This is a genomic window from Brucella sp. NBRC 12950 (assembly GCF_030268145.1).
Taxonomy (GTDB): domain Bacteria; phylum Pseudomonadota; class Alphaproteobacteria; order Rhizobiales; family Rhizobiaceae; genus Brucella.
The window spans coordinates 162,936-182,215 of sequence record NZ_BSQC01000012.1; the positions used below are offsets into that span (position 1 = coordinate 162,936).

The following is a 19,280-nucleotide window of genomic DNA, read 5'->3' on the forward strand; positions in this document are numbered from 1 at the left end:
AGCCATCAAGGGCTAGAAACAGAATTGCTGCCGGAAAAACCGGTTTGCATTTGGCCGAAAGAAATCGTTAACCATACTTCTTGAGCCTGCCTTAACCTAAATATGATTATTGGTTGGTTACGCAGGAACATCAAATCTTAAGGAGCTCCGGCCCATGCGCCGTTTCCAGTCGATTGCACGTAGCCCTATCGCTATTGCCCTTTTCATGACGCTCGCCGTTGCTGGTTGTGCGTCCAAGAAGAACCTTCCAAACAATGCCGGTGATCTTGGCCTTGCTGGTGGCGCTGCTACGCCCGGCTCGTCGCAGGATTTCACTGTGAATGTTGGCGACCGCATTCTGTTCGATCTCGATTCTTCGCTGATCCGTGCCGATGCACAGCAGACTTTGTCGAAGCAGGCTCAGTGGCTGCAGCGCTACCCACAGTACTCGATCACTGTTGAAGGTCATGCCGACGAACGCGGTACACGCGAATACAACCTGGCACTCGGCCAGCGTCGTGCAGCTGCAACCCGTGACTTCCTTGCAGCTCGTGGCGTTCCAACCAGCCGTATGCGTACCGTTTCCTACGGTAATGAACGTCCAATCGCTGTTTGCGATAGCGACTCGTGCTGGTCTCAGAACCGTCGTGCCGTTACCGTTCTTAACGGTGCTGGCAGCTAATAAACAGATTGAGGTGTTGAACACCTCATCTCGTTTGATTGCGTTCGCGCCTTCACTGGATATGCGATATCGCAACACTCATACGGAAAAGGCGGCCTTTTGGCCGCTTTTTTCGTTTTGGCAGGCGCATATTAGCCGCTTCGACAAATTTTGGCCGAAGTCGCCTGTGTCATAGGGAAAGCATCTTTGCTTTTTATGGATTTTCTCTAAAAGCTGAGAAGAGCCGTGAGAAATCGGGTGTTCAGATAATATTCAGGCGCGATACCTGAACATCGGGAACATGACGATATTTATCGCGGCCATAATTTCAGGGCACCATCATTTTTCGGAAATGAGCGATAGGGGCAAAAGGGAATGAGGAAACCAATGAGGAAAGTGACACTGGCTTTTGCCATGTTGCCGCTTTTGGCAAGTGCTCCGGTTCTGGCGGCATCTGTTTCTTCGCAGCAGGGGCAAATCCAGCTGGCGCAGGCGGGTAATCCCGGCGGTGACCAGTTCGCGCAGCAGGTATGTAATCTTGCGCACCAGAATGCGCAGTCTTATGCACGCATTCTGCAGTTGCGCGACAAGATGCTTAAAATTCAGCGCGACAATGAAACCCGCTTTCAGGCACTCGAAAAGGGCCGAGGCGGCGCACAGAATCATGTGAGCATCGGCTCAACGGCTATTCTTGACGACGCGATGCGCGATAATGGTGCTGGCGGTCAGGGTGGCTATCAGCAAAGTCCCGGCTTGCAGCAGGAAGTGATCCGCAATCTCACCGGTAAGGTAGAGGATGTGGATGCTCAGATTTCGTTCACCAACGAACAGCTGCAGAAGACGCAGGACGACAACCAGTTCCGCTTTGAAGAGCTGGAAAAGAAAAAGGGCGGCTCGGCACCCGCGCAGGCAAGCGCCGGTCAGGATGCTCCCGTTACGCCGCCGCCGGGCAGCGATCTTTGCGCACAGGGTATGCCAAATCCTACAGCTATTGCCGATACGCTTGGCGCTCGCGCTGAAGCCATGAACTTCCAGGTTCTCGAATTGCAGGACCAGATGCAGAAGATGCAGGAAGAAAATGAACGCCGTTTCCAGGCGCTGGAAAATGGTGGTCGTGCGGATGCCGTTGGTGCGCCGACAGATGGCAACAACGGTACATCGCTGGCTGATGCAGCTCCGGCTGGAAACCCCGATAACGGGGTTTCAGGCGGTGCTTCGTCAGATGGTAATTTCGGCTCTTCTTCTCAAACGGCGGCGAACAATCCATCGGGCGCCGATTCCACTGCTATTGGTTCTGGCGCAGCTCCTCAGGACGGCCCGCAGCGTGGGGAGCCGCCACAGTCGCTCGGCTCCATTCGTTTCGATAACAATGGCAATGTAATCGGCGAAACGATCAATGCTCAGCCGCGCCCGATTGAACATGGCGCAGCACTTCCTGCAGGACAGGCTGTCGCTTCTCTGCCGACCGACGATAATCCGAACTCGCTCTATCAGGCTGCCTATCAGTATCTGATGTCGGGCGATTACAAGGCCGCCGAGACTGGTTTCCGTGAGCATATCAAACGCTACCCTGCGGACCCCACGACAGCTGAGGCGCGTTATTGGCTGGGTGAATCGCTTTACGGTCAATCACGTTTCCCGGAAGCTGCGACGGTATTCATCGATACGCAGCGCGATTATCCGGATTCAAAACGCGCGCCGGAGAATATGTTCAAGCTCGGCATGACGCTTGAGAAAATGGATAATCACGATGTTGCATGCGCGACGTTCAAGCAGATTCCGGACCGCTATCCGAATGCAGCGCCGGCAGTTTTGAAGCGGGTCACGGACGAGCGCACGCGTATTAAATGCTGATTTTGGAGACTATGAGTGGGGCTTTCCCCGATCAAAATTTTTGAACCCTTCGGACTTGAGCGTGCAAAAGGAATTGTTGCTGCTGTTTCAGGTGGCAGCGATTCTCTTGCGCTCCTTTTCCTCCTCAAAGATCATCTGGCGACATTGGAAAATCCGCCGCCACTGACAGCTGTTACCATCGACCATCGCCTGCGCGCTGAATCCGCCGATGAAGCGGAAAATGTCGGCAAACTGTGCCATGCCTACGGCATTGCACATCGCGTTTTTGCCTGGGAAGAAGCCAAGCCCAAGACCGGCATTGCGGCAGCAGCGCGGTCGGCGCGCTACCGCTTGCTGGTTCAGGCCGCACAGGAAGTGGGCGCTGATTTTATCGCGACAGGTCATACGCGCGACGATCAGATCGAGACATTTCTGATGCGTCAGGAGCGAAGCTCTCATTCGGAAGCGCGTGGACTTGCCGCCATGGCTTCCCGTTCGTGGCTGGAGAGCTCTGTTGAGTTGATCCGCCCCTTGCTTGATCAGTCGCGCATGACGTTGCGTGATGAACTGACGAAGAAGGGTATCAGCTGGATTGATGATCCAAGCAACGTGAACACCAGCTATGAGCGTCCGCGGGTAAGGCTCACTTCCGCTGCAGAAGCAGATCCGGAAACGATCCTCGCACAGATCGCTTTGGCTGGTGCTGCACGTAAACGCGACAACGCGGCGCTGATGTCAGCGCTGGCTGATCCAGACTGTGTGAAGATGAGCCCTCTCGGCACGATCTCGGTCGACGCGGAAATTTATGCAGCATTGCCAGAAAATGTTCGACGTCTGTTTTCAGGCCTGCTTGCATCTATTGCAGGCGGACGACGTTTTCTCCCCGGCGATGCCGAGCGATCACGCATAGAGAGAGTTTTGTCCGGGAATGAAAAAACTGATCGTATGACGGTCTTTGGAGCGCTTGTTGAACTCGGGCGAAGAGGATTGCCGCACCGGTTTCGTCGTGAGAGGCGCAACCTGTCGATTATGCGGCTTGAGACAGGTCAGCGGATTATCTGGGACGGGCGGTTTCGTTTCACAAATGAGGGCAACCGCACGCTGGAGATACGGAGCCCGGATCGCCAAGAGCTGGCAGATTTCATAGAGCTGTCCGAACTCGACGTCGATTCCGTTCAAAGAGACGCTTTGCTGGTTTTGCCTGCTATCTATGAAAACGGCAAACTATTGCAACTTCCAGCAGTTAACGGGCAGCAGCTGCCTGCAGGAATCACTGTCGAGAAACACTTCGCAATCTTCGATCATGTGCTTCCGGGCTATGATTTTGGGCTGGCAAATGCCGTTGAAAAGCGGTTTGGCCGTGAATGTCCTAATTTTTATAAACCAGATTGACAAGAATCGAAGGTGAGGGGGCTCTCGCGCCTTGGCAAGGCCTTCCTTCGATCCTATGTTAAGCCGAAACATCGTACCGCCCTTTTCTCGGGTGGCCGTGGTATCGATTGGACCCGATATGAATCCGAACTATCGCAACTTCGCCCTCTGGGCGATCATTGCTCTACTTTTGATAGCGCTGTTCAACCTGTTCCAGAGTCCTGGCCAGCGCACGAATTCCCGTGAAGTTTCTTACTCCCAATTTATCGATGACGTTTCAAACGGACGCGTGAAAGCGGTCACCATCACTGGTGAACGGATCAGCGGTACGTTTGCCGATAATGGATCGACCTTCCAGACCTATTCGCCGGGTGATACCGGACTGGTTTCTCGTCTTGAAGAGAAGGGCGTTGCAATCACCGCTCGTCCTGAAAGCGACGGCTCCAGCTCGCTCCTTGGCATTCTGCTTTCATGGTTGCCGATGATCCTTATTCTCGGCGTGTGGATTTTCTTCATGCGTCAGATGCAGGGTGGCTCGCGCGGTGCGATGGGCTTTGGTAAGTCGAAGGCCAAGCTTCTGACCGAAGCGCATGGTCGTGTGACGTTCCAGGACGTTGCAGGCGTTGAAGAAGCCAAGCAGGATCTCGAAGAAATCGTCGAATTCCTGCGCGATCCGCAGAAGTTCCAGCGTCTGGGCGGTAAGATCCCACGCGGCGTTCTGCTCGTAGGCCCTCCCGGAACCGGTAAGACTTTGCTCGCGCGCTCTGTTGCAGGCGAAGCCAATGTTCCGTTCTTCACGATCTCTGGTTCTGACTTCGTTGAAATGTTTGTCGGTGTTGGTGCAAGCCGCGTCCGCGACATGTTCGAACAGGCCAAGAAGAATGCGCCTTGCATTATCTTCATCGACGAAATCGATGCTGTCGGTCGTCATCGTGGTGCCGGTCTCGGCGGTGGTAACGACGAACGCGAACAGACCCTCAACCAGCTCCTGGTTGAGATGGATGGCTTTGAAGCAAACGAATCAATCATTCTGATTGCTGCAACCAACCGTCCTGACGTTCTTGATCCGGCGCTCCTGCGTCCGGGCCGTTTCGACCGTCAGGTTGTGGTTCCGAACCCGGATATCGTTGGTCGTGAGCAGATCCTCAAAGTGCATGTGCGCAATGTGCCACTTGCACCCAATGTTGATCTCAAGGTTGTAGCACGCGGTACGCCGGGCTTCTCCGGTGCCGATCTTGCAAACCTCGTCAATGAATCTGCTCTTATGGCTGCGCGTCGCAACAAGCGTCTCGTGACCATGCAGGAATTCGAAGACGCCAAGGACAAGATCATGATGGGTGCGGAACGCCGTTCCGCCATGACGCCACAGGAAAAGGCCAATACGGCCTATCATGAGGCAGGTCACGCCATCGTTGCGATCAACGTACCGAGCACTGACCCTGTTCATAAGGCGACAATCATTCCGCGCGGTCGTGCGCTGGGTATGGTGATGCAGCTTCCTGAAGGCGACCGTTATTCGGCAACCTATACCTGGATGGTATCGCGCCTTGCGATCCTGATGGGCGGTCGCGTCGCGGAAGAGCTGAAATTCGGCAAAGAAAACATCACGTCCGGTGCATCCTCCGACATTCAGCAGGCAACCAAGCTTGCGCGCTCGATGGTCACGCAGTGGGGTTATTCCGACAAGCTCGGTCGCGTTGCCTATGGCGACAATCAGGAAGAAGTGTTCCTGGGCCATTCGGTTTCGCGCACGCAGAATATCTCGGAAGCAACCGCGCAGATCATTGATGGTGAAGTGCGTCGTCTGGTTGATGAAGCCTATGCCGAAGCAACCCGCATCCTGACTGAAAAGCGCGAGGACTGGATTGCTCTGGCTGAAGGTCTGCTCGAATACGAAACGCTGAGCGGCGATGAAATCAAGGAACTGATTGCTGGCAACAAGCCATCGCGCGATCAGGGCAATGATACGCCGTCACGCGGTTCGGGTGTGCCGAAAGCCGGTAGCCCGCGCAAGCGTAAGGGTGAGGAACCAGGTGGTGAACCTGGCATCGAACCAAACCCGCAGCCGCAATAAGCATCTGCAAAACTTACGAAAAGCCGGGCAGTCTGTCCGGCTTTTCTGCTTTTTTGGCAGACCAGATGAGAAAGGCTCGGTTAATGATTTCGGCGCATCATGGGAAAGATTTGGAGTTTCACGCTTTAAAGTAGATTGTTTCTCCGAAAGGCGAAATTGCAATGACGGGTGGTTTTGCGGTAATAACGCAGACAATCGATTACCGGGCTAACAATCCCGGATGCCATTGCCGTCTCACGGATTAACAGCGACTGTATTTGATTGGTTCGAGACAGCTCTATGGCGCAACGCAAGGCTAAGAATATGACACGTAAATATTTTGGAACCGACGGCATTCGCGGCAAGGCCAACAGCTTTCCGATGACGCCTGATATTGCCATGAAAGTTGGTATGGCTGTCGGGCATATTTTCCGCCGCAAAGGCCAGGCCTCGCGCGTCGTGATCGGCAAGGATACGCGCCGTTCCGGCTATATGCTGGAAAATGCACTGGTTGCAGGTTTCACCGCTGCTGGAATGGACGTGTTTCTGCTCGGTCCAATTCCAACGCCTGCGGTCGCCATGCTCTGCCGTTCCTTGCGTGCAGATATTGGCGTGATGATCTCGGCTTCGCATAATCCTTTCTATGATAATGGCATCAAGCTGTTTGGCCCCGATGGCTTCAAGCTGTCCGATGAGATCGAGTTACAGATTGAAAGCTTGATCGACAGCGATCTGTCCGCGTATCTCGCAAGCCACGGTGAAGTGGGCAAGGCCAAGCGCGTCGACGGCGATATCTATCGCTATATCGAATTTGCGAAGCGCACGCTGCCGCGCAATATCTCGCTCAATGGTCTGCGCGTTGTGGTCGATTGCGCCAATGGCGCGGGCTACAAGGTTGCGCCTGCAGCTCTTTGGGAACTCGGCGCGGAAGTCATCACCATCAATGACGAGCCGAACGGCATCAATATCAATGAGGATTGCGGCTCGACCCATCCGATTGGTCTGATGAAGAAGGTGCATGAAGTGCGCGCCGATGTCGGTATTGCACTGGATGGCGATGCGGATCGCGTTCTGCTTGTCGATGAAAACGGCACTGTCATCGATGGCGATCAGCTTCTGGCTGTGATTGCCGAATCATGGGCTAAATCGGATCGTCTGCAGGGCGGCGGTATTGTCGCGACGATCATGTCCAATCTCGGCCTTGAGCGCTTCCTGCATGATCACAATATGACGCTGGCCCGTACCAAGGTTGGCGACCGTTACGTGGTTGAACATATGCGCGAGTATGGCTTCAATGTTGGCGGCGAACAGTCCGGTCATATTGTTTTGTCGGATTTTGCAACGACTGGCGACGGTCTGGTGTCTGCGCTACAGATTCTTGCTGTTGCTCAGGAAGAGAACAAGCCGCTAAGCGAACTGTGCCGCAAGTTTGAGCCAGTGCCGCAGCTCCTCAAGAATGTTCGTACTGCTGGCGGAAAGCCGCTTGAGAACAAGAAGGTCAAGAGCGCTATCGACGAAGCGACTGATCGTCTGGGTTCGCAGGGACGTCTGGTTATTCGTCCATCCGGAACTGAACCGCTCATCCGGGTCATGGCGGAAGGCGATGACCGCGCACTCGTTGAAAAGGTCGTCAATGACATCATCAACGTGATTTCTTCGGAAAGTGCTGCGGCCTGATAAAACATCGATCTCATTAGAAATGGCGCGGCTTGTCCGCGCTATTTTTTTGTCCGGTGCAGCAGAGGTTGTAGTTTAGCAACTGTTAATAAACGTAGTTAAAAAACAAGGTTAAGTTGTATTTAACTTTTCCTGAATATTCTGCCTTTGAAAACTCGGTTCCGACGCGGTTGTGGCGTGACAGATTGATGGGGCAGATGAATGAACAGTCTTATTAAAACCTTTTGCGCAAGCCTTGCTGTATCGGCTGCCCTGACGGCAATGGCTCCTGCGGCTTTCGCAGCAGATTATATCGAGCCAGTGCCGGAAGTCGTTGTCGCTCCGCCAGCCGTTGGTGGTTGGTATTTGCGTGGCGATATCGGTTATTCTTGGAATCGGTTCAAGCGTGCTGATTATGCGACAATTGATGATTGTGCGACATGTGGTTCTGGAGGTCCAACCTTCGGCAGTAATACACTACATGGCGATCTGAAAGGATCATTCTTGATCGGTGGTGGCGTCGGCTATCAGGTCACAGACTACTTCCGTACCGATGTTACGCTTGATTACATGACGCGTTCCAAGTTTAACGGTAATACGTTTGGCGCAAATTGCGGTGGCGACATCGATTGTGCTTCCGACGAGCGTGGTCATTATTCCGCCCTTTCACTTCTTGCAAATGCCTATGTAGATCTCGGCAATTTCGGCGGTGTAACGCCTTACGTCGGTGCCGGTATTGGTGGCACGCGTGTCAAATGGGCTGATTTGAATGATGTGCGGTATGGCAATATGCAGGAAGGCGCTTCCGATTGGCGCTTTACCTATGCTCTTATGGCAGGTGCATCTGTTGATCTGACACAGAGCCTCAAGCTCGATGCTGGTTACCGCTTCCGTCATATTAATGGTGGTAAGATGTTTGAAGGCAATCAATGGGTTGGCGACGGCTACGACAAGGGCATGAACATCCACGATGTCCGTGTGGGTCTTCGTTACATGTTTGGCGGCTGAAAACGCTTATCATTGAATTCAAAGGCCCGGATTTCCGGGCCTTTTTGCTGCGACAAATAATCTTTCGCGCCGCCTTGTGAAATTTTTGCTTTCCGATATTTTCATCAGCGGGCCACGCCTCCCCAACGAGGCGCGTGCTATCTGAAAGGATAGGAAACAAAATGACGACGATTGCGAAGCCGGCAGTTCGCCCGGCTAACCCTAATTTTTCTTCAGGTCCCTGTGCTAAACGCCCTGGCTGGTCGCTTCAAGCGCTTGCCGATGCTCCGCTTGGCCGTTCGCACCGTGCGAAAATCGGCAAGACCAAGCTGAAAGAAGCCATCGACCTTACCCGCGAAATTCTCGGCGTTCCGGCTGATTACCGCATTGGCATCGTGCCTGCATCCGACACGGGTGCGGTGGAAATGGCCTTGTGGTCGCTGCTCGGTGAGCGCGGCGTTGATATGGTCGCATGGGAAAGCTTCGGCTCGGGCTGGGTCACAGACGTGATCAAGCAGCTCAAGTTGGAAGATACCCGCAGCTTTGTTGCGCCCTATGGCGAACTGGTTGATTTTGCTGAGGTTGATTTCGACCGTGACGTCGTTTTCACCTGGAACGGCACCACATCCGGCGTTCGCGTGCCCAATGCAGATTTCATTCCTGCAAATCGTGAAGGCCTGACCATTTGCGATGCGACCTCGGCTGCTTTCGCGCAGCGTCTTGATTTTGCAAAGCTCGATGTTGTCACTTTCTCATGGCAGAAAGTGCTTGGCGGCGAGGGCGCACACGGCATTCTCATTCTTTCCCCACGCGCTGTTGCGCGTCTGGAAAGCTATAAGCCAGCATGGCCGCTGCCAAAGATTTTCCGCCTGACTTCTGGCGGCAAGCTGATCGAAGGCATCTTCGTTGGCGAAACAATCAACACCCCTTCAATGCTCTGCGTTGAAGATTATCTCGATGCACTGAGCTGGGCGCGTTCTGTCGGCGGTCTCGACGGTCTTGTCGGACGTGCGGATGCAAATTTCGCTGTGCTTGATGCTTTCATCGAGCGGACGCCATGGATCGCTAATTTGGCTCAGAAGCCTGAAACGCGCTCCAACACATCTGTTTGCGTGACGATTGTTGATCCGGAAGTGACGGCGCTTTCGGCTGATGCACAGGCAGCTTTTGCCAAGGGCATCGTCTCGGCGCTCGAAAAAGAAGGCGTTGCCTTCGACATCGGTGCATATCGCGATGCGCCTTCCGGTTTGCGTATCTGGGCGGGTGCTACGGTTGAAGCTTCTGATCTTGAAGCCCTGACTGCATGGCTCGACTGGGCCTTTGCTGCACAGAAAGCTGCTCTGAAAGCCGCTGCATAATCGCAAGCGATGACAGTGCTGTGGCCGGAGTTGGGACGGCCATAGCCTGCTTGCCTTTCATTTTCGTACAATTCGAAGGAGGCCCTTATGGCACCTCGCGTACTCGTATCCGATAAATTGTCGCCGACCGCCGTTCAGATTTTCAAAGACCGCGGCGTTGAAGTTGATTACCTGCCAGATCTTGGCAAGGACAAAGAAAAACTGCTCGAAGTCATTGGCCAATATGATGGTCTTGCTATCCGCTCCGCCACCAAGGCAACGGAAAAGCTGATCGCAGCAGCAACGAAGCTCAAGGTCATTGGTCGCGCCGGTATTGGCGTGGACAATGTCGATATTCCGGCAGCATCGCGCCGTGGTATCATTGTGATGAATACGCCTTTCGGCAATTCGATCACCACTGCAGAACATGCAATTGCACTGATGTTTGCAGTTGCGCGTCAGCTCCCCGAAGCTGACGTTTCCACGCGCGCTGGCAAGTGGGAAAAGAACCGCTTCATGGGTGTGGAAATCACAGGCAAGACGCTTGGTGTGGTTGGCTGCGGCAATATTGGTGCTGTGGTTGCAGCGCGCGGTATCGGCCTCAAGATGCATGTTGTTGCGTTTGATCCGTTTCTATCGGAAGCGCGGGCGCAGGAACTTGGCGTCGAAAAGCTGGAGCTTGATGAGCTTCTGGCGCGTGCCGATTTCATCACACTGCACACGCCACTGACCGACAAGACACGCGGCATCATCAATGCCGACGCACTGGCTAAGACCAAGCCGGGTGTCCGCATTATCAACTGTGCACGCGGCGGTCTGATCGTTGAAAAGGATCTGGTTGCAGCACTGAAATCCGGCCATGTTGCCGGTGCTGGTATCGATGTTTTCGAGACTGAGCCCGCAACAGACAACGAATTGTTCAATCTGCCCAACGTGGTCTGCACACCGCATCTTGGTGCTTCGACTTCCGAAGCGCAGGAAAATGTGGCGATCCAGGTGGCCGAGCAAATGTCGGATTATCTGGTCAAGGGTGCTGTTTCCAACGCGATCAACATGCCGTCGATCACTGCAGAGGAAGCGCCGCGTCTCAAGCCATTCGTCAAGCTCGCAGAAGTTCTGGGTGCCTTTGTCGGTCAGGTGACGGACGAGCCAATTCAGGAAGTCGAAGTGCTTTTTGACGGCTCAACAGCTGGTATGAACACCCGCGCTCTGGTTAGTGCCGCACTTGCCGGTCTGATCCGTCCGCAGGTGGCTGATGTGAACATGGTTTCTGCACCGATCATGGTGAAGGAACGTGGAATCATCGTTTCCGAGATCAAGCGCGACAAGTCGGGTATCTTCGACGGCTATATCAAGCTGACCGTGAAGACCACGGAACGTGAACGCTCGATTGCAGGAACGTGCTTCTCTGACGGCAAGGCCCGTTTCATCCAGATCAAGGGAATCAACCTTGATGCGGAAGTCGGTCCGCACATGCTTTATGTCACCAATGTCGACATTCCAGGCATGATCGGTCTGCTCGGAACGATATGCGGCAAGCACAACATCAACATCGCAAACTTCGCTCTCGGACGTAATCATCCGGGCGGTGATGCCATCGCGATGCTCTATGTCGATGACAGGATTCCACAAGCAGCACTTGACGAACTCATTGCTCAAGAGGCAATCAAGGCGGCAAGACCTTTGGAATTTAACATCGAGGAAGCTTGAGCGACATGACAGACGGGATTGAACAGGCAGAATGGCGGCGAATGCAAGCGCAGGACATAGCGCGCGTAACTGCCGTGGCCAATGTCGTTCACCCCGACTTCTTCGAGGATGAGGCGGTCTTCCGGGACCGCTTCAAAGTCTATCCGGCCGGTTGTTTTGTACTGGCCAATGGCAGCGAAATTCTCGGTTACGGCATCAGCCATCCATGGCAACTCGATTCGGTGCCTGCGTTGAATTCGATTCTCGGTGAGCTGCCGAAGGAAACGAGCACCTATTATATTCACGACATCGCACTTCTGCCGGTGGTCCGCTCAGGCGGGCAGGCATCGCGTGTGGTCGAGCTGATGGCCGCTCAGGCAGAGCGGGATGGTTTCGTCACCATGGCTCTTGTTGCCGTTAATGGTTCTCAGGGATTCTGGGAGAAAAAGGGCTTTGTTACCCGTGATGTGACCGCACTCGAAGAAAAGCTGAAAGGCTATTCGGACGAGGCGCTCTATATGGTCCGCGCTGGCTAAAAGGCGTTTTGCCGCGAAATAGCCCCATTCTTGACACCGCTTAGCCATGGTTTTCCACGTTTTGCGAGCCGTTTTCCCACGTTTTCGTGAAAATATTCGCATTTTCTGCATGAAAGAGTCGCGCAAGCGGGATTGAGTCTGTATAGAGACGAGGGATCAGCACCCCGCGTTTCATTGACGGGGTTTGCTTGCGATCCTTGGGCTATATTTACGGCTGAGATGCCGTACCGAGGAGTTTTCTCAATGGCGAATGTAGTTGTCGTCGGGTCGCAATGGGGCGACGAAGGCAAGGGAAAGATCGTGGACTGGTTGTCCGAGCGCGCCGATGTGATCGTGCGCTATCAGGGCGGTCATAACGCGGGTCATACGCTTGTCATCGATGGCGTCAGCTACAAGCTTTCGCTTCTGCCATCCGGCCTTGTACGCGGCAAACTGAGCGTGATCGGCAATGGTGTTGTGGTTGACCCGCATCATTTCGTCATGGAAGTCGAAAAGCTGCGCGGCCAGGGCATCGAAATCACTCCTGAAGTTCTGCGCATTGCAGAAAACGCACCGCTTATTCTGTCCGTTCATCGCGAACTGGATGCGATGCGTGAAGGCGCTACCGAAGGCCTCAAGATCGGCACCACTAAGCGCGGTATCGGCCCTGCATATGAAGACAAGGTTGGCCGTCGCGCGATCCGCGTCATCGATCTGACCGAACCAGACACCTTAGAGCCAAAGGTTGAGCGTCTGCTTGCTCACCACAACCTGCTGCGTCGCGGCATGGGCCTTGAGGAAATCGCGGTTGCGACCATTCTTGAAGAGCTGACCTCGGTTGCCGACAAGATTCTCCCTTATATCGATCAGGTCTGGCGCGTTCTCGACGAACGCCGCAAGGCTGGCGCTCGCATCCTTTTCGAAGGTGCACAGGGCGCCCTTCTTGATAACGACCACGGCACCTATCCGTTCGTTACCTCGTCCAACACTGTTGCCGGTCAGGCAGCTGCCGGTTCGGGTCTTGGTCCGACAGCAATCGGTTATGTTCTCGGCATTACCAAGGCTTACACCACCCGCGTTGGTGAAGGTCCGTTCCCGACCGAACTCAACGATGAAATCGGCGAATTCCTCGGCACCAAGGGCCATGAATTTGGCGTGGTGACGGGTCGTAAGCGTCGTTGCGGCTGGTTCGATGCCGTTATCGTTCGTCAGACGGTTCGCACTTCGGGCATCACCGGTATTGCACTGACCAAGCTTGATGTTCTCGACGGTCTTGAAGAAATCAAGATCTGCGTGGCCTATGAGCTTGATGGCAAGCGCATCGACTATCTGCCATCCTCGATGGGTGCGCAGGCTCGCGTGAAGCCGATCTATGAAACGCTGCCGGGCTGGTCGGAAACGACAGCTGGTGCACGTTCGTGGAACGATCTTCCAGCGCAGGCTGTCAAATATGTCCGCCACATCGAAGAGCTGATCGGCGCGCCGGTTGCAATGCTTTCGACGAGCCCTGAACGCGAAGACACGATCCTCGTTACCGATCCATTTCAGGATTGATTGATCTGAACTTCGGTTCTGCAAAAATAAAACACCCGGTTTGTCATCATGGCGGACCGGGTATTTTTTTAAGGTTTTTTCGCGATCATTTTGAAAGCGTTCACTTAATCGTTGCCGCAACCTTTGCTTTCCATCGATTATTGTGATTATTGAGACATTTACTGCATTTCGAACTCGCGGAAACTGGGTAAAACGGCATGGCGGATTTTGTAGCGGTTCTGAAAAAGACAATCGATGCGCAGGCAGACAAATCGCCTGAACTGCGGCAGCGTGTCTATGCAAAGGCACGCGCGACGATTGAACAGAAGCTTGTGACGGCGAATGCCTCGCAAGTTGTCGCTGTTCGCCAGCGCAAAATCCTCGAAGACGCTATTGAAGAAGTTGAAGCCTTTTATGCGCCTCCAGCTTCCCAACCGGCTTTTGAAGAACCCCAGACCGATCCGTTGGAAGATTTTCTGCACGAATCAACGCGTGCGGCAAACACATCTTCTTATGCAGATCGCGAACCGCAGATCGCAACCGAGCCCCGCTACTCGGATGATGACCATGACAAAGAAGATGAAGCATCGCAGGTTCAGCCCGGTCGTCGCGATGACTGGGGAGTGGAACGCGACCAGAATCGCGCAGACGAGAAGGCCTTTGCACGTCGCGGTGAATATACCGAACGCAGCAGCCCGAAGGAAAAGCGTTCCTACAAGGGGCTAATCATCGGTCTTATTGCTGTACTCGCTCTTGGTGGCGCAGGCTATGGTGTTTGGGCAAACAAGGACAAGCTTCAGGAATTGGCATCAAGCCTTGGTCGCAGCGACGCACCGGCAAGCGGGGATAGCGGTACAGCGCAACAGCCTGACGGGCAAACGCCTCCGGCGGGACAGACTGCAGGCTCCGAACAGCCGCAGACGGGCGAGACACAAACCGGTCAGCAGCCGTCAACGCCTGAAGAACAGAAGATGACGCAGCGTCTGATGCCGGATGGCAGCGAAGTCGATGACGGTCCATCGGGCGGTCAGAACGGTTTGGGTGAAGGCAAGTCGACCGCGGCTTCAACGCCTGGTGCCGAACAAACCAATACCCAGAATCAGCAGCAGCCTCAGCAGGCCGTGGCCGTTGGCCAGCAGGCGCTGCTTTATGAAGAGCGTGGAGGCACGGAATCGGGTTCTGTTGAACGTGGCAATGTCGTCTGGTCGGAGATTCAGGAAAGCCCGAGTGAGGGTGAACCCGCAGCCCCAGCTATTCGCGCCAGCGTCACCATGCCTGACAGCAAGGTTGAGCTGAAAATGACGGTCCGCAAAAATACGGATCAGTCGATTCCAGCGAGCCATCTGATCGAAATGGTCTTTACCGTTCCGGATAATTTTGCCGGCGGTGTCGTCGATAATGTGCAGCGTATAACGTTCAAAGATACGGAACAGGCAGCTGGCAATCCGCTGATTGCAGTTCCTTCCAAGATTGCGGATAATTTCTTCATTATCTGGCTTAATGACGCAAAGACTGCACAGGATACCAATCTTTCGCTGATGCGTCGTTTGCAGTGGATCGATATTCCGATTTCCTATCGCAATGGCCGTCGCGCACTGATCAGCCTTGAAAAAGGTGTTCCGGGCGAGAAAGTCTTCAACGACGTCCTGGGCGCAAGCTAAACGAGACGAAATTAAAAAAAGGCCGCTTTGAGCGGCCTTTTCGTTTTAGCGATATACGCTTGATTATTTCTTTTCAGAGAAAGCCTTGATCGCTTTGGCTACTTCGTTTGCTGCGGTTTCAGCAGTATCGAAGCCGCCGAGTTCAACAGACTTGCGGCCTTCAGGCAGCTGCTTGTAGACGCGGAAGAAAGCTTCAAGGCGCTGCTGCTCGATCTTTGGCAAATCGGCAATTTCCTTGATGTTGTCATAGGTCGGGTCGATCTTCGAGGTAGGGACAGCGACGATCTTATCGTCGGTCTCGCCGCCATCGATCATCTTGAGAACGCCGATTGGGCGAACCTTGATGATTGCGCCTGGAACAATTGGTTCGCGGGTGTAGACGAGCGCGTCGAGCGGATCGCCGTCGCCTGCCAGCGTGCTGGTGATCGAGCCGTAGTTGGCCGGATAGACGACTGGCATCGACTGATAGCGATCCACAATGATGTGGCCGGTCTTGTCATTGATTTCGTATTTGGTGAAGCTGCCCTGTGGGATTTCAATGGCAGTGAAGAATTCTTTTCCGTCCTGCTCTTTCTGAGGATAGTCCAGATAAGAGACATATTCAGACGCAGATACAGCAGTGGCAGCAGTAAGAGCGAGCGTTGCAGCAAGCAGGAGCTTTTTCATTGGGAGACCTTCAGGCTTCGGTGAAACACGTCACGTTGCCTAAAGCCATTCCATTACAGTTATTTGACGGTTTTTTATCGGTTGGATGACAGGTTGCATTGAATGATGCTTAGGCGGTTCGAAACCCGATCCTGTATGAAAATCAGACTTTGTTTTTCTTGATACATTTCAAAAGCAAACTGCCGCAAAACGGTTTCCCACTTTGCGGCAGTAGAAGGGTCTGAAAATTATCAGTTTCAGGCGTGAGCTTCCTCGACATGGTTCAACGCCTTCTGCTGTTTGAAAGCTGCAGCCTTGACGGCAGCCTGTACTTTTTCAAAGGCACGCACTTCGATCTGGCGCACGCGTTCACGGCTGATGCCAAACTCGCCGGAAAGATCTTCCAGCGTCATTGGGTCTTCCGAAAGGCGGCGGGCTTCAAAGATGCGACGTTCACGTTCGTTGAGCGTGTCCATGGCCTGTTCAAGCAGCGAGCGGCGGCTTTCCAGTTCGTCCTGCTCGATCAGAACCTGTTCCTGGCTGCTGCTATCGTCAACGAGCCAATCCTGCCATTCGCCCGATTCACCTTCGCTTGCGCGCAGTGGCGCATTGAGCGAAGCGTCACCCGACAGACGGCGGTTCATGGACACCACTTCGTCTTCGCTAACCTTCAGCTTGGTCGCAATCTGCTTGACCTGATCGGGGTTGAGATCGCCATCGTCCAGCGCCTGAATCTTGCTCTTCATCTTGCGCAGATTGAAAAACAGGCGCTTCTGGTTGGCAGTCGTACCCATCTTCACAAGGCTCCACGAACGCAGGATATATTCCTGGATCGAAGCCTTGATCCACCACATCGCATATGTGGCCAGGCGGAAGCCGCGTTCCGGCTCGAAGCGCTTGACTGCCTGCATGAGACCGACATTGCCTTCGGAGATGACTTCGCCAATTGGCAAGCCATAACCGCGATAGCCCATTGCAATCTTCGCGACGAGGCGAAGATGGCTGGTCACCAGCTTGTGTGCGGCTTTCGGATCAGTGTGCTCGTGATAGCGCTTCGCCAGCATGTATTCTTCCTGCGGCTGAAGCATTGGAAAGCGGCGAATTTCTTCCAGATAACGGGTTAGGCCACCGTCACCGGATGTGATGCTTGGGAGATTAACCTGGGCCATAGAGCACCCTCCTTTATAATTTCAGGCTCCCTTTTGGCGAACCTGTCACGCTGGCTGCCTCCTGCACTTCCATCGTGAGCTTACATATATAGGTATGATTTTGGCGAAAACACGATCCTTAACCTCATGAAACAATGTGTCACTAGAATGTGAACAGTTGCCCAAGCTTAAAGGGCTGCACCAAATGGGCTGCAACCTTTCAAGATACCGTGTTTCCGCCCTGAAAATGCAATTTTTACAGGTCGTTTCATGCAGTGTGAAACTGCTAGATTTATCAGTATTATATAGAGTGCTGGCGGAAATTTTCCAGAAGCTGCTCCATATCTTCGGGTACATCCGCTTCAAAACGCATGATTTCTTCCGTTGTCGGATGGGTGAATGCCAGCAAAAAGGCATGTAGCGCCTGACGATGGAAACCCTGCACCGCGTTTTTCAGTGGCTCAGGCAGCTTGTTTGCCTTGGTCTTGTATGCGCTGCCATAATCCATGTCGCCGACGAGAGGATGGCCGATATGAGCCATGTGGACGCGGATCTGGTGGGTGCGTCCGGTCTCAAGGCGGCATTCGACGAGCGAGGCCAAGGCTGTCGCATCTTCGCGCGGGGCGAATTTTTCAATCGTCGAATAGTGTGTGATGGCATGGCGGGCATCTTCACGTTCTTCGTTGACGACTGCCTGTTTGGTGCGGTCGCGATGCGAGCGGCCAAGATGGGCGTCGATATAGCCCTGCGGACGCTCGGTCATGCCCCAGACAAGCGCGAGGTAGGCGCGTTCCAGATCGCCGGTACGGCCATGATCTGCAAACTGCTCGCTTAAATGCCGATGGGAATGGTCGTTCTTGGCAACGACCATGACGCCACTGGTATCCTTGTCGAGCCGGTGAACGATGCCCGGACGACGGATTCCTCCGATGCCGGACAAGCTATCGCCACAATGATATATGAGGGCATTGACGAGCGTTCCCGTCCAGTTGCCGTTGCCCGGATGGACAACCAGGCCTGCGGGCTTGTTGATGACGATGAGATCATCGTCCTCATAGAGAATATCCAGCGGGATGTTTTCGCCTTGCGGGTCGGCAGGTTCAGGCTCTGGCAGCACGACGGTAATCTTCATACCTTCGCGCAGCTTTTGCTTTGCGCCGCTGGCAGGGACATCATCGATGGTCACATGGCCATCAGCAATCAGGGACTGGACGCGACTGCGGGAGAGTTCCGGCCCCAATGCTGCGGCCAGCCACTGGTCTAATCTTTTGCCTGCAGCATCGAGGTCGGCAATTAGTTCTTTCAATTGTCTCTTCCCTTCGTTATCACGCGCCCACGCGGGTGCATGAACCGGAGTCATTTAATGCAGGATCCACACTATCCCCGATATCAGAATCAGCAGGATTCCGGATATCAGGACTATCAGCAGGGCTATTATCCGGAAGAGCAACAGCCGGAACCCCCGCTTGATCCAGCGATGGAGAAAGTCCGTCGCAAGATGATCCGTCTGCTTGCGGTTTCCATCGGTGTTATGTTGATTGGTCTTATGGCTGTGCTTGTCGCAGTTGTCTACAAGATCAATCGTGCTCCGGACGCAACAGAGACCGAAGCTGCCCGTTCCGACATTCCAGGACAGGCTGCAATTGCACCCCCTCAGCCGGAACCAGTCAAGTTGATCGAATCGCAGATCGAACTTGCACCGGGCACACGCTTGTTGTCGCAGAGCCTTTCTGGTCAGCAGCTTTCGCTGGAAACATTGCTGCCGGATGGCGGCACGGAAATTATCGTTTACGACTATCGCGAATCTCGCATCGTTGGCCGTATTAAACTCGGCAATGTCGAGTAATCGATGAGATTGAGGGCGGCAGCGATGCCGCCTTTTTCAATTTTAGCATATTATTGTGCTCTTGATTGCACTCGGGCCTTTTCAGGCTTATATCGGCAGTAGCTTTTGCTCCGCGCCCATCGTCTAGCGGTTAGGACGGCGCCCTCTCACGGCGCAAACAGGGGTTCGATTCCCCTTGGGCGTACCAGTCATTTCAACAACCTCAATCAAATCGATCGACTTGCAAATTGATATGACGTCAATTTGTGGCAAACATGCACGCGCACTTTTTGAGATGCCTGATGTCTCTAGCATTCCATCTCAACGTCGCTTAATGAAATAAGTAACTGATAATGTTTGCGACAAATCTACTCCCGATTAAAGACA

15 protein-coding genes and 1 tRNA gene are annotated in these 19,280 nt (G+C 53.9%); 13 read left to right on the plus strand and 3 right to left on the minus strand.

The genetic code is table 11. The annotated features are described in order from the left end of the window. Positions 1–154 precede the first annotated feature (154 nt). The 11 genes from pal to QSJ70_RS19885 all read left to right on the plus strand — a co-directional run bounded on the left by pal (position 155) and on the right by QSJ70_RS19885 (position 15,275). A complete protein-coding gene (gene pal, locus QSJ70_RS19835; RefSeq protein ID WP_007876572.1) occupies positions 155–661 on the plus strand; it encodes a peptidoglycan-associated lipoprotein Pal in 507 nt (168 codons plus the stop codon). A 354-nt stretch (positions 662–1,015) separates the two neighbouring features. Next, entirely contained in the window at positions 1,016–2,494 is a 1,479-nt protein-coding gene (gene ybgF, locus QSJ70_RS19840) for a tol-pal system protein YbgF (RefSeq protein WP_285538957.1), read from the plus strand. 15 nt (positions 2,495–2,509) lie between these two features. Further along, positions 2,510–3,865 carry a tRNA lysidine(34) synthetase TilS gene (gene tilS / locus QSJ70_RS19845; RefSeq protein ID WP_285538959.1) on the plus strand — a complete coding sequence of 452 codons (1,356 nt, stop codon included), beginning with the start codon at positions 2,510–2,512 and terminating at the stop codon, positions 3,863–3,865. A gap of 118 nt (positions 3,866–3,983) precedes the next feature. Next, on the plus strand, positions 3,984–5,918 hold the full coding sequence (gene ftsH / locus QSJ70_RS19850; protein ID WP_007876567.1) for an ATP-dependent zinc metalloprotease FtsH: 1,935 nt from the start codon (positions 3,984–3,986) through the stop codon (positions 5,916–5,918). Between the two features lie 303 nt (positions 5,919–6,221). Further along, positions 6,222–7,574, plus strand: coding sequence for a phosphoglucosamine mutase (glmM, locus tag QSJ70_RS19855; RefSeq protein ID WP_285538961.1), 1,353 nt, complete (start codon positions 6,222–6,224; stop codon positions 7,572–7,574). Positions 7,575–7,775: 201 nt separating this feature from the next. Then, a complete protein-coding gene (locus tag QSJ70_RS19860) occupies positions 7,776–8,561 on the plus strand; it encodes an outer membrane protein (RefSeq protein WP_079212262.1) in 786 nt (261 codons plus the stop codon). A gap of 161 nt (positions 8,562–8,722) precedes the next feature. Then, positions 8,723–9,898 (plus strand): phosphoserine transaminase, encoded by a 1,176-nt coding sequence (locus QSJ70_RS19865; protein WP_007876560.1) that lies wholly within the window; start codon positions 8,723–8,725, stop codon positions 9,896–9,898. Between the two features lie 87 nt (positions 9,899–9,985). Continuing rightward, the gene (gene serA / locus QSJ70_RS19870) at positions 9,986–11,587 is read left to right on the plus strand and encodes a phosphoglycerate dehydrogenase (protein ID WP_064321036.1); all 1,602 of its coding nucleotides are present in this window, start codon (positions 9,986–9,988) and stop codon (positions 11,585–11,587) included. 5 nt (positions 11,588–11,592) lie between these two features. After that, a complete protein-coding gene (locus QSJ70_RS19875) occupies positions 11,593–12,102 on the plus strand; it encodes a GNAT family N-acetyltransferase (RefSeq protein WP_007876556.1) in 510 nt (169 codons plus the stop codon). 243 nt (positions 12,103–12,345) lie between these two features. Then, positions 12,346–13,635 (plus strand): adenylosuccinate synthase, encoded by a 1,290-nt coding sequence (locus QSJ70_RS19880; RefSeq protein WP_112814439.1) that lies wholly within the window; start codon positions 12,346–12,348, stop codon positions 13,633–13,635. A gap of 197 nt (positions 13,636–13,832) precedes the next feature. Continuing rightward, on the plus strand, positions 13,833–15,275 hold the full coding sequence (locus QSJ70_RS19885; RefSeq protein WP_079212258.1) for a transcriptional regulator: 1,443 nt from the start codon (positions 13,833–13,835) through the stop codon (positions 15,273–15,275). Positions 15,276–15,338: 63 nt separating this feature from the next. On the opposite strand, the gene QSJ70_RS19890 is transcribed toward QSJ70_RS19885, so the two are convergent. The 3 genes from QSJ70_RS19890 to QSJ70_RS19900 all read right to left on the minus strand — a co-directional run bounded on the left by QSJ70_RS19890 (position 15,339) and on the right by QSJ70_RS19900 (position 18,428). Continuing rightward, positions 15,339–15,941 carry an inorganic diphosphatase gene (locus tag QSJ70_RS19890; protein ID WP_007876549.1) on the minus strand — a complete coding sequence of 201 codons (603 nt, stop codon included), beginning with the start codon at positions 15,939–15,941 and terminating at the stop codon, positions 15,339–15,341. Positions 15,942–16,177: 236 nt separating this feature from the next. After that, positions 16,178–17,089 (minus strand): RNA polymerase sigma factor RpoH, encoded by a 912-nt coding sequence (gene rpoH, locus QSJ70_RS19895; RefSeq protein ID WP_007876548.1) that lies wholly within the window; start codon positions 17,087–17,089, stop codon positions 16,178–16,180. A gap of 280 nt (positions 17,090–17,369) precedes the next feature. Next, positions 17,370–18,428: an RluA family pseudouridine synthase gene (locus tag QSJ70_RS19900; protein WP_181152523.1), complete on the minus strand. Its 1,059-nt coding sequence runs from the start codon at positions 18,426–18,428 to the stop codon at positions 17,370–17,372. A gap of 3 nt (positions 18,429–18,431) precedes the next feature. On the opposite strand from QSJ70_RS19900, the gene QSJ70_RS19905 reads away from it, so the two are divergent. Further along, entirely contained in the window at positions 18,432–18,914 is a 483-nt protein-coding gene (locus QSJ70_RS19905; RefSeq protein ID WP_007876543.1) for a hypothetical protein, read from the plus strand. 112 nt (positions 18,915–19,026) lie between these two features. Further along, positions 19,027–19,101 (plus strand) — tRNA-Glu (locus QSJ70_RS19910). Positions 19,102–19,280 lie beyond the last annotated feature (179 nt).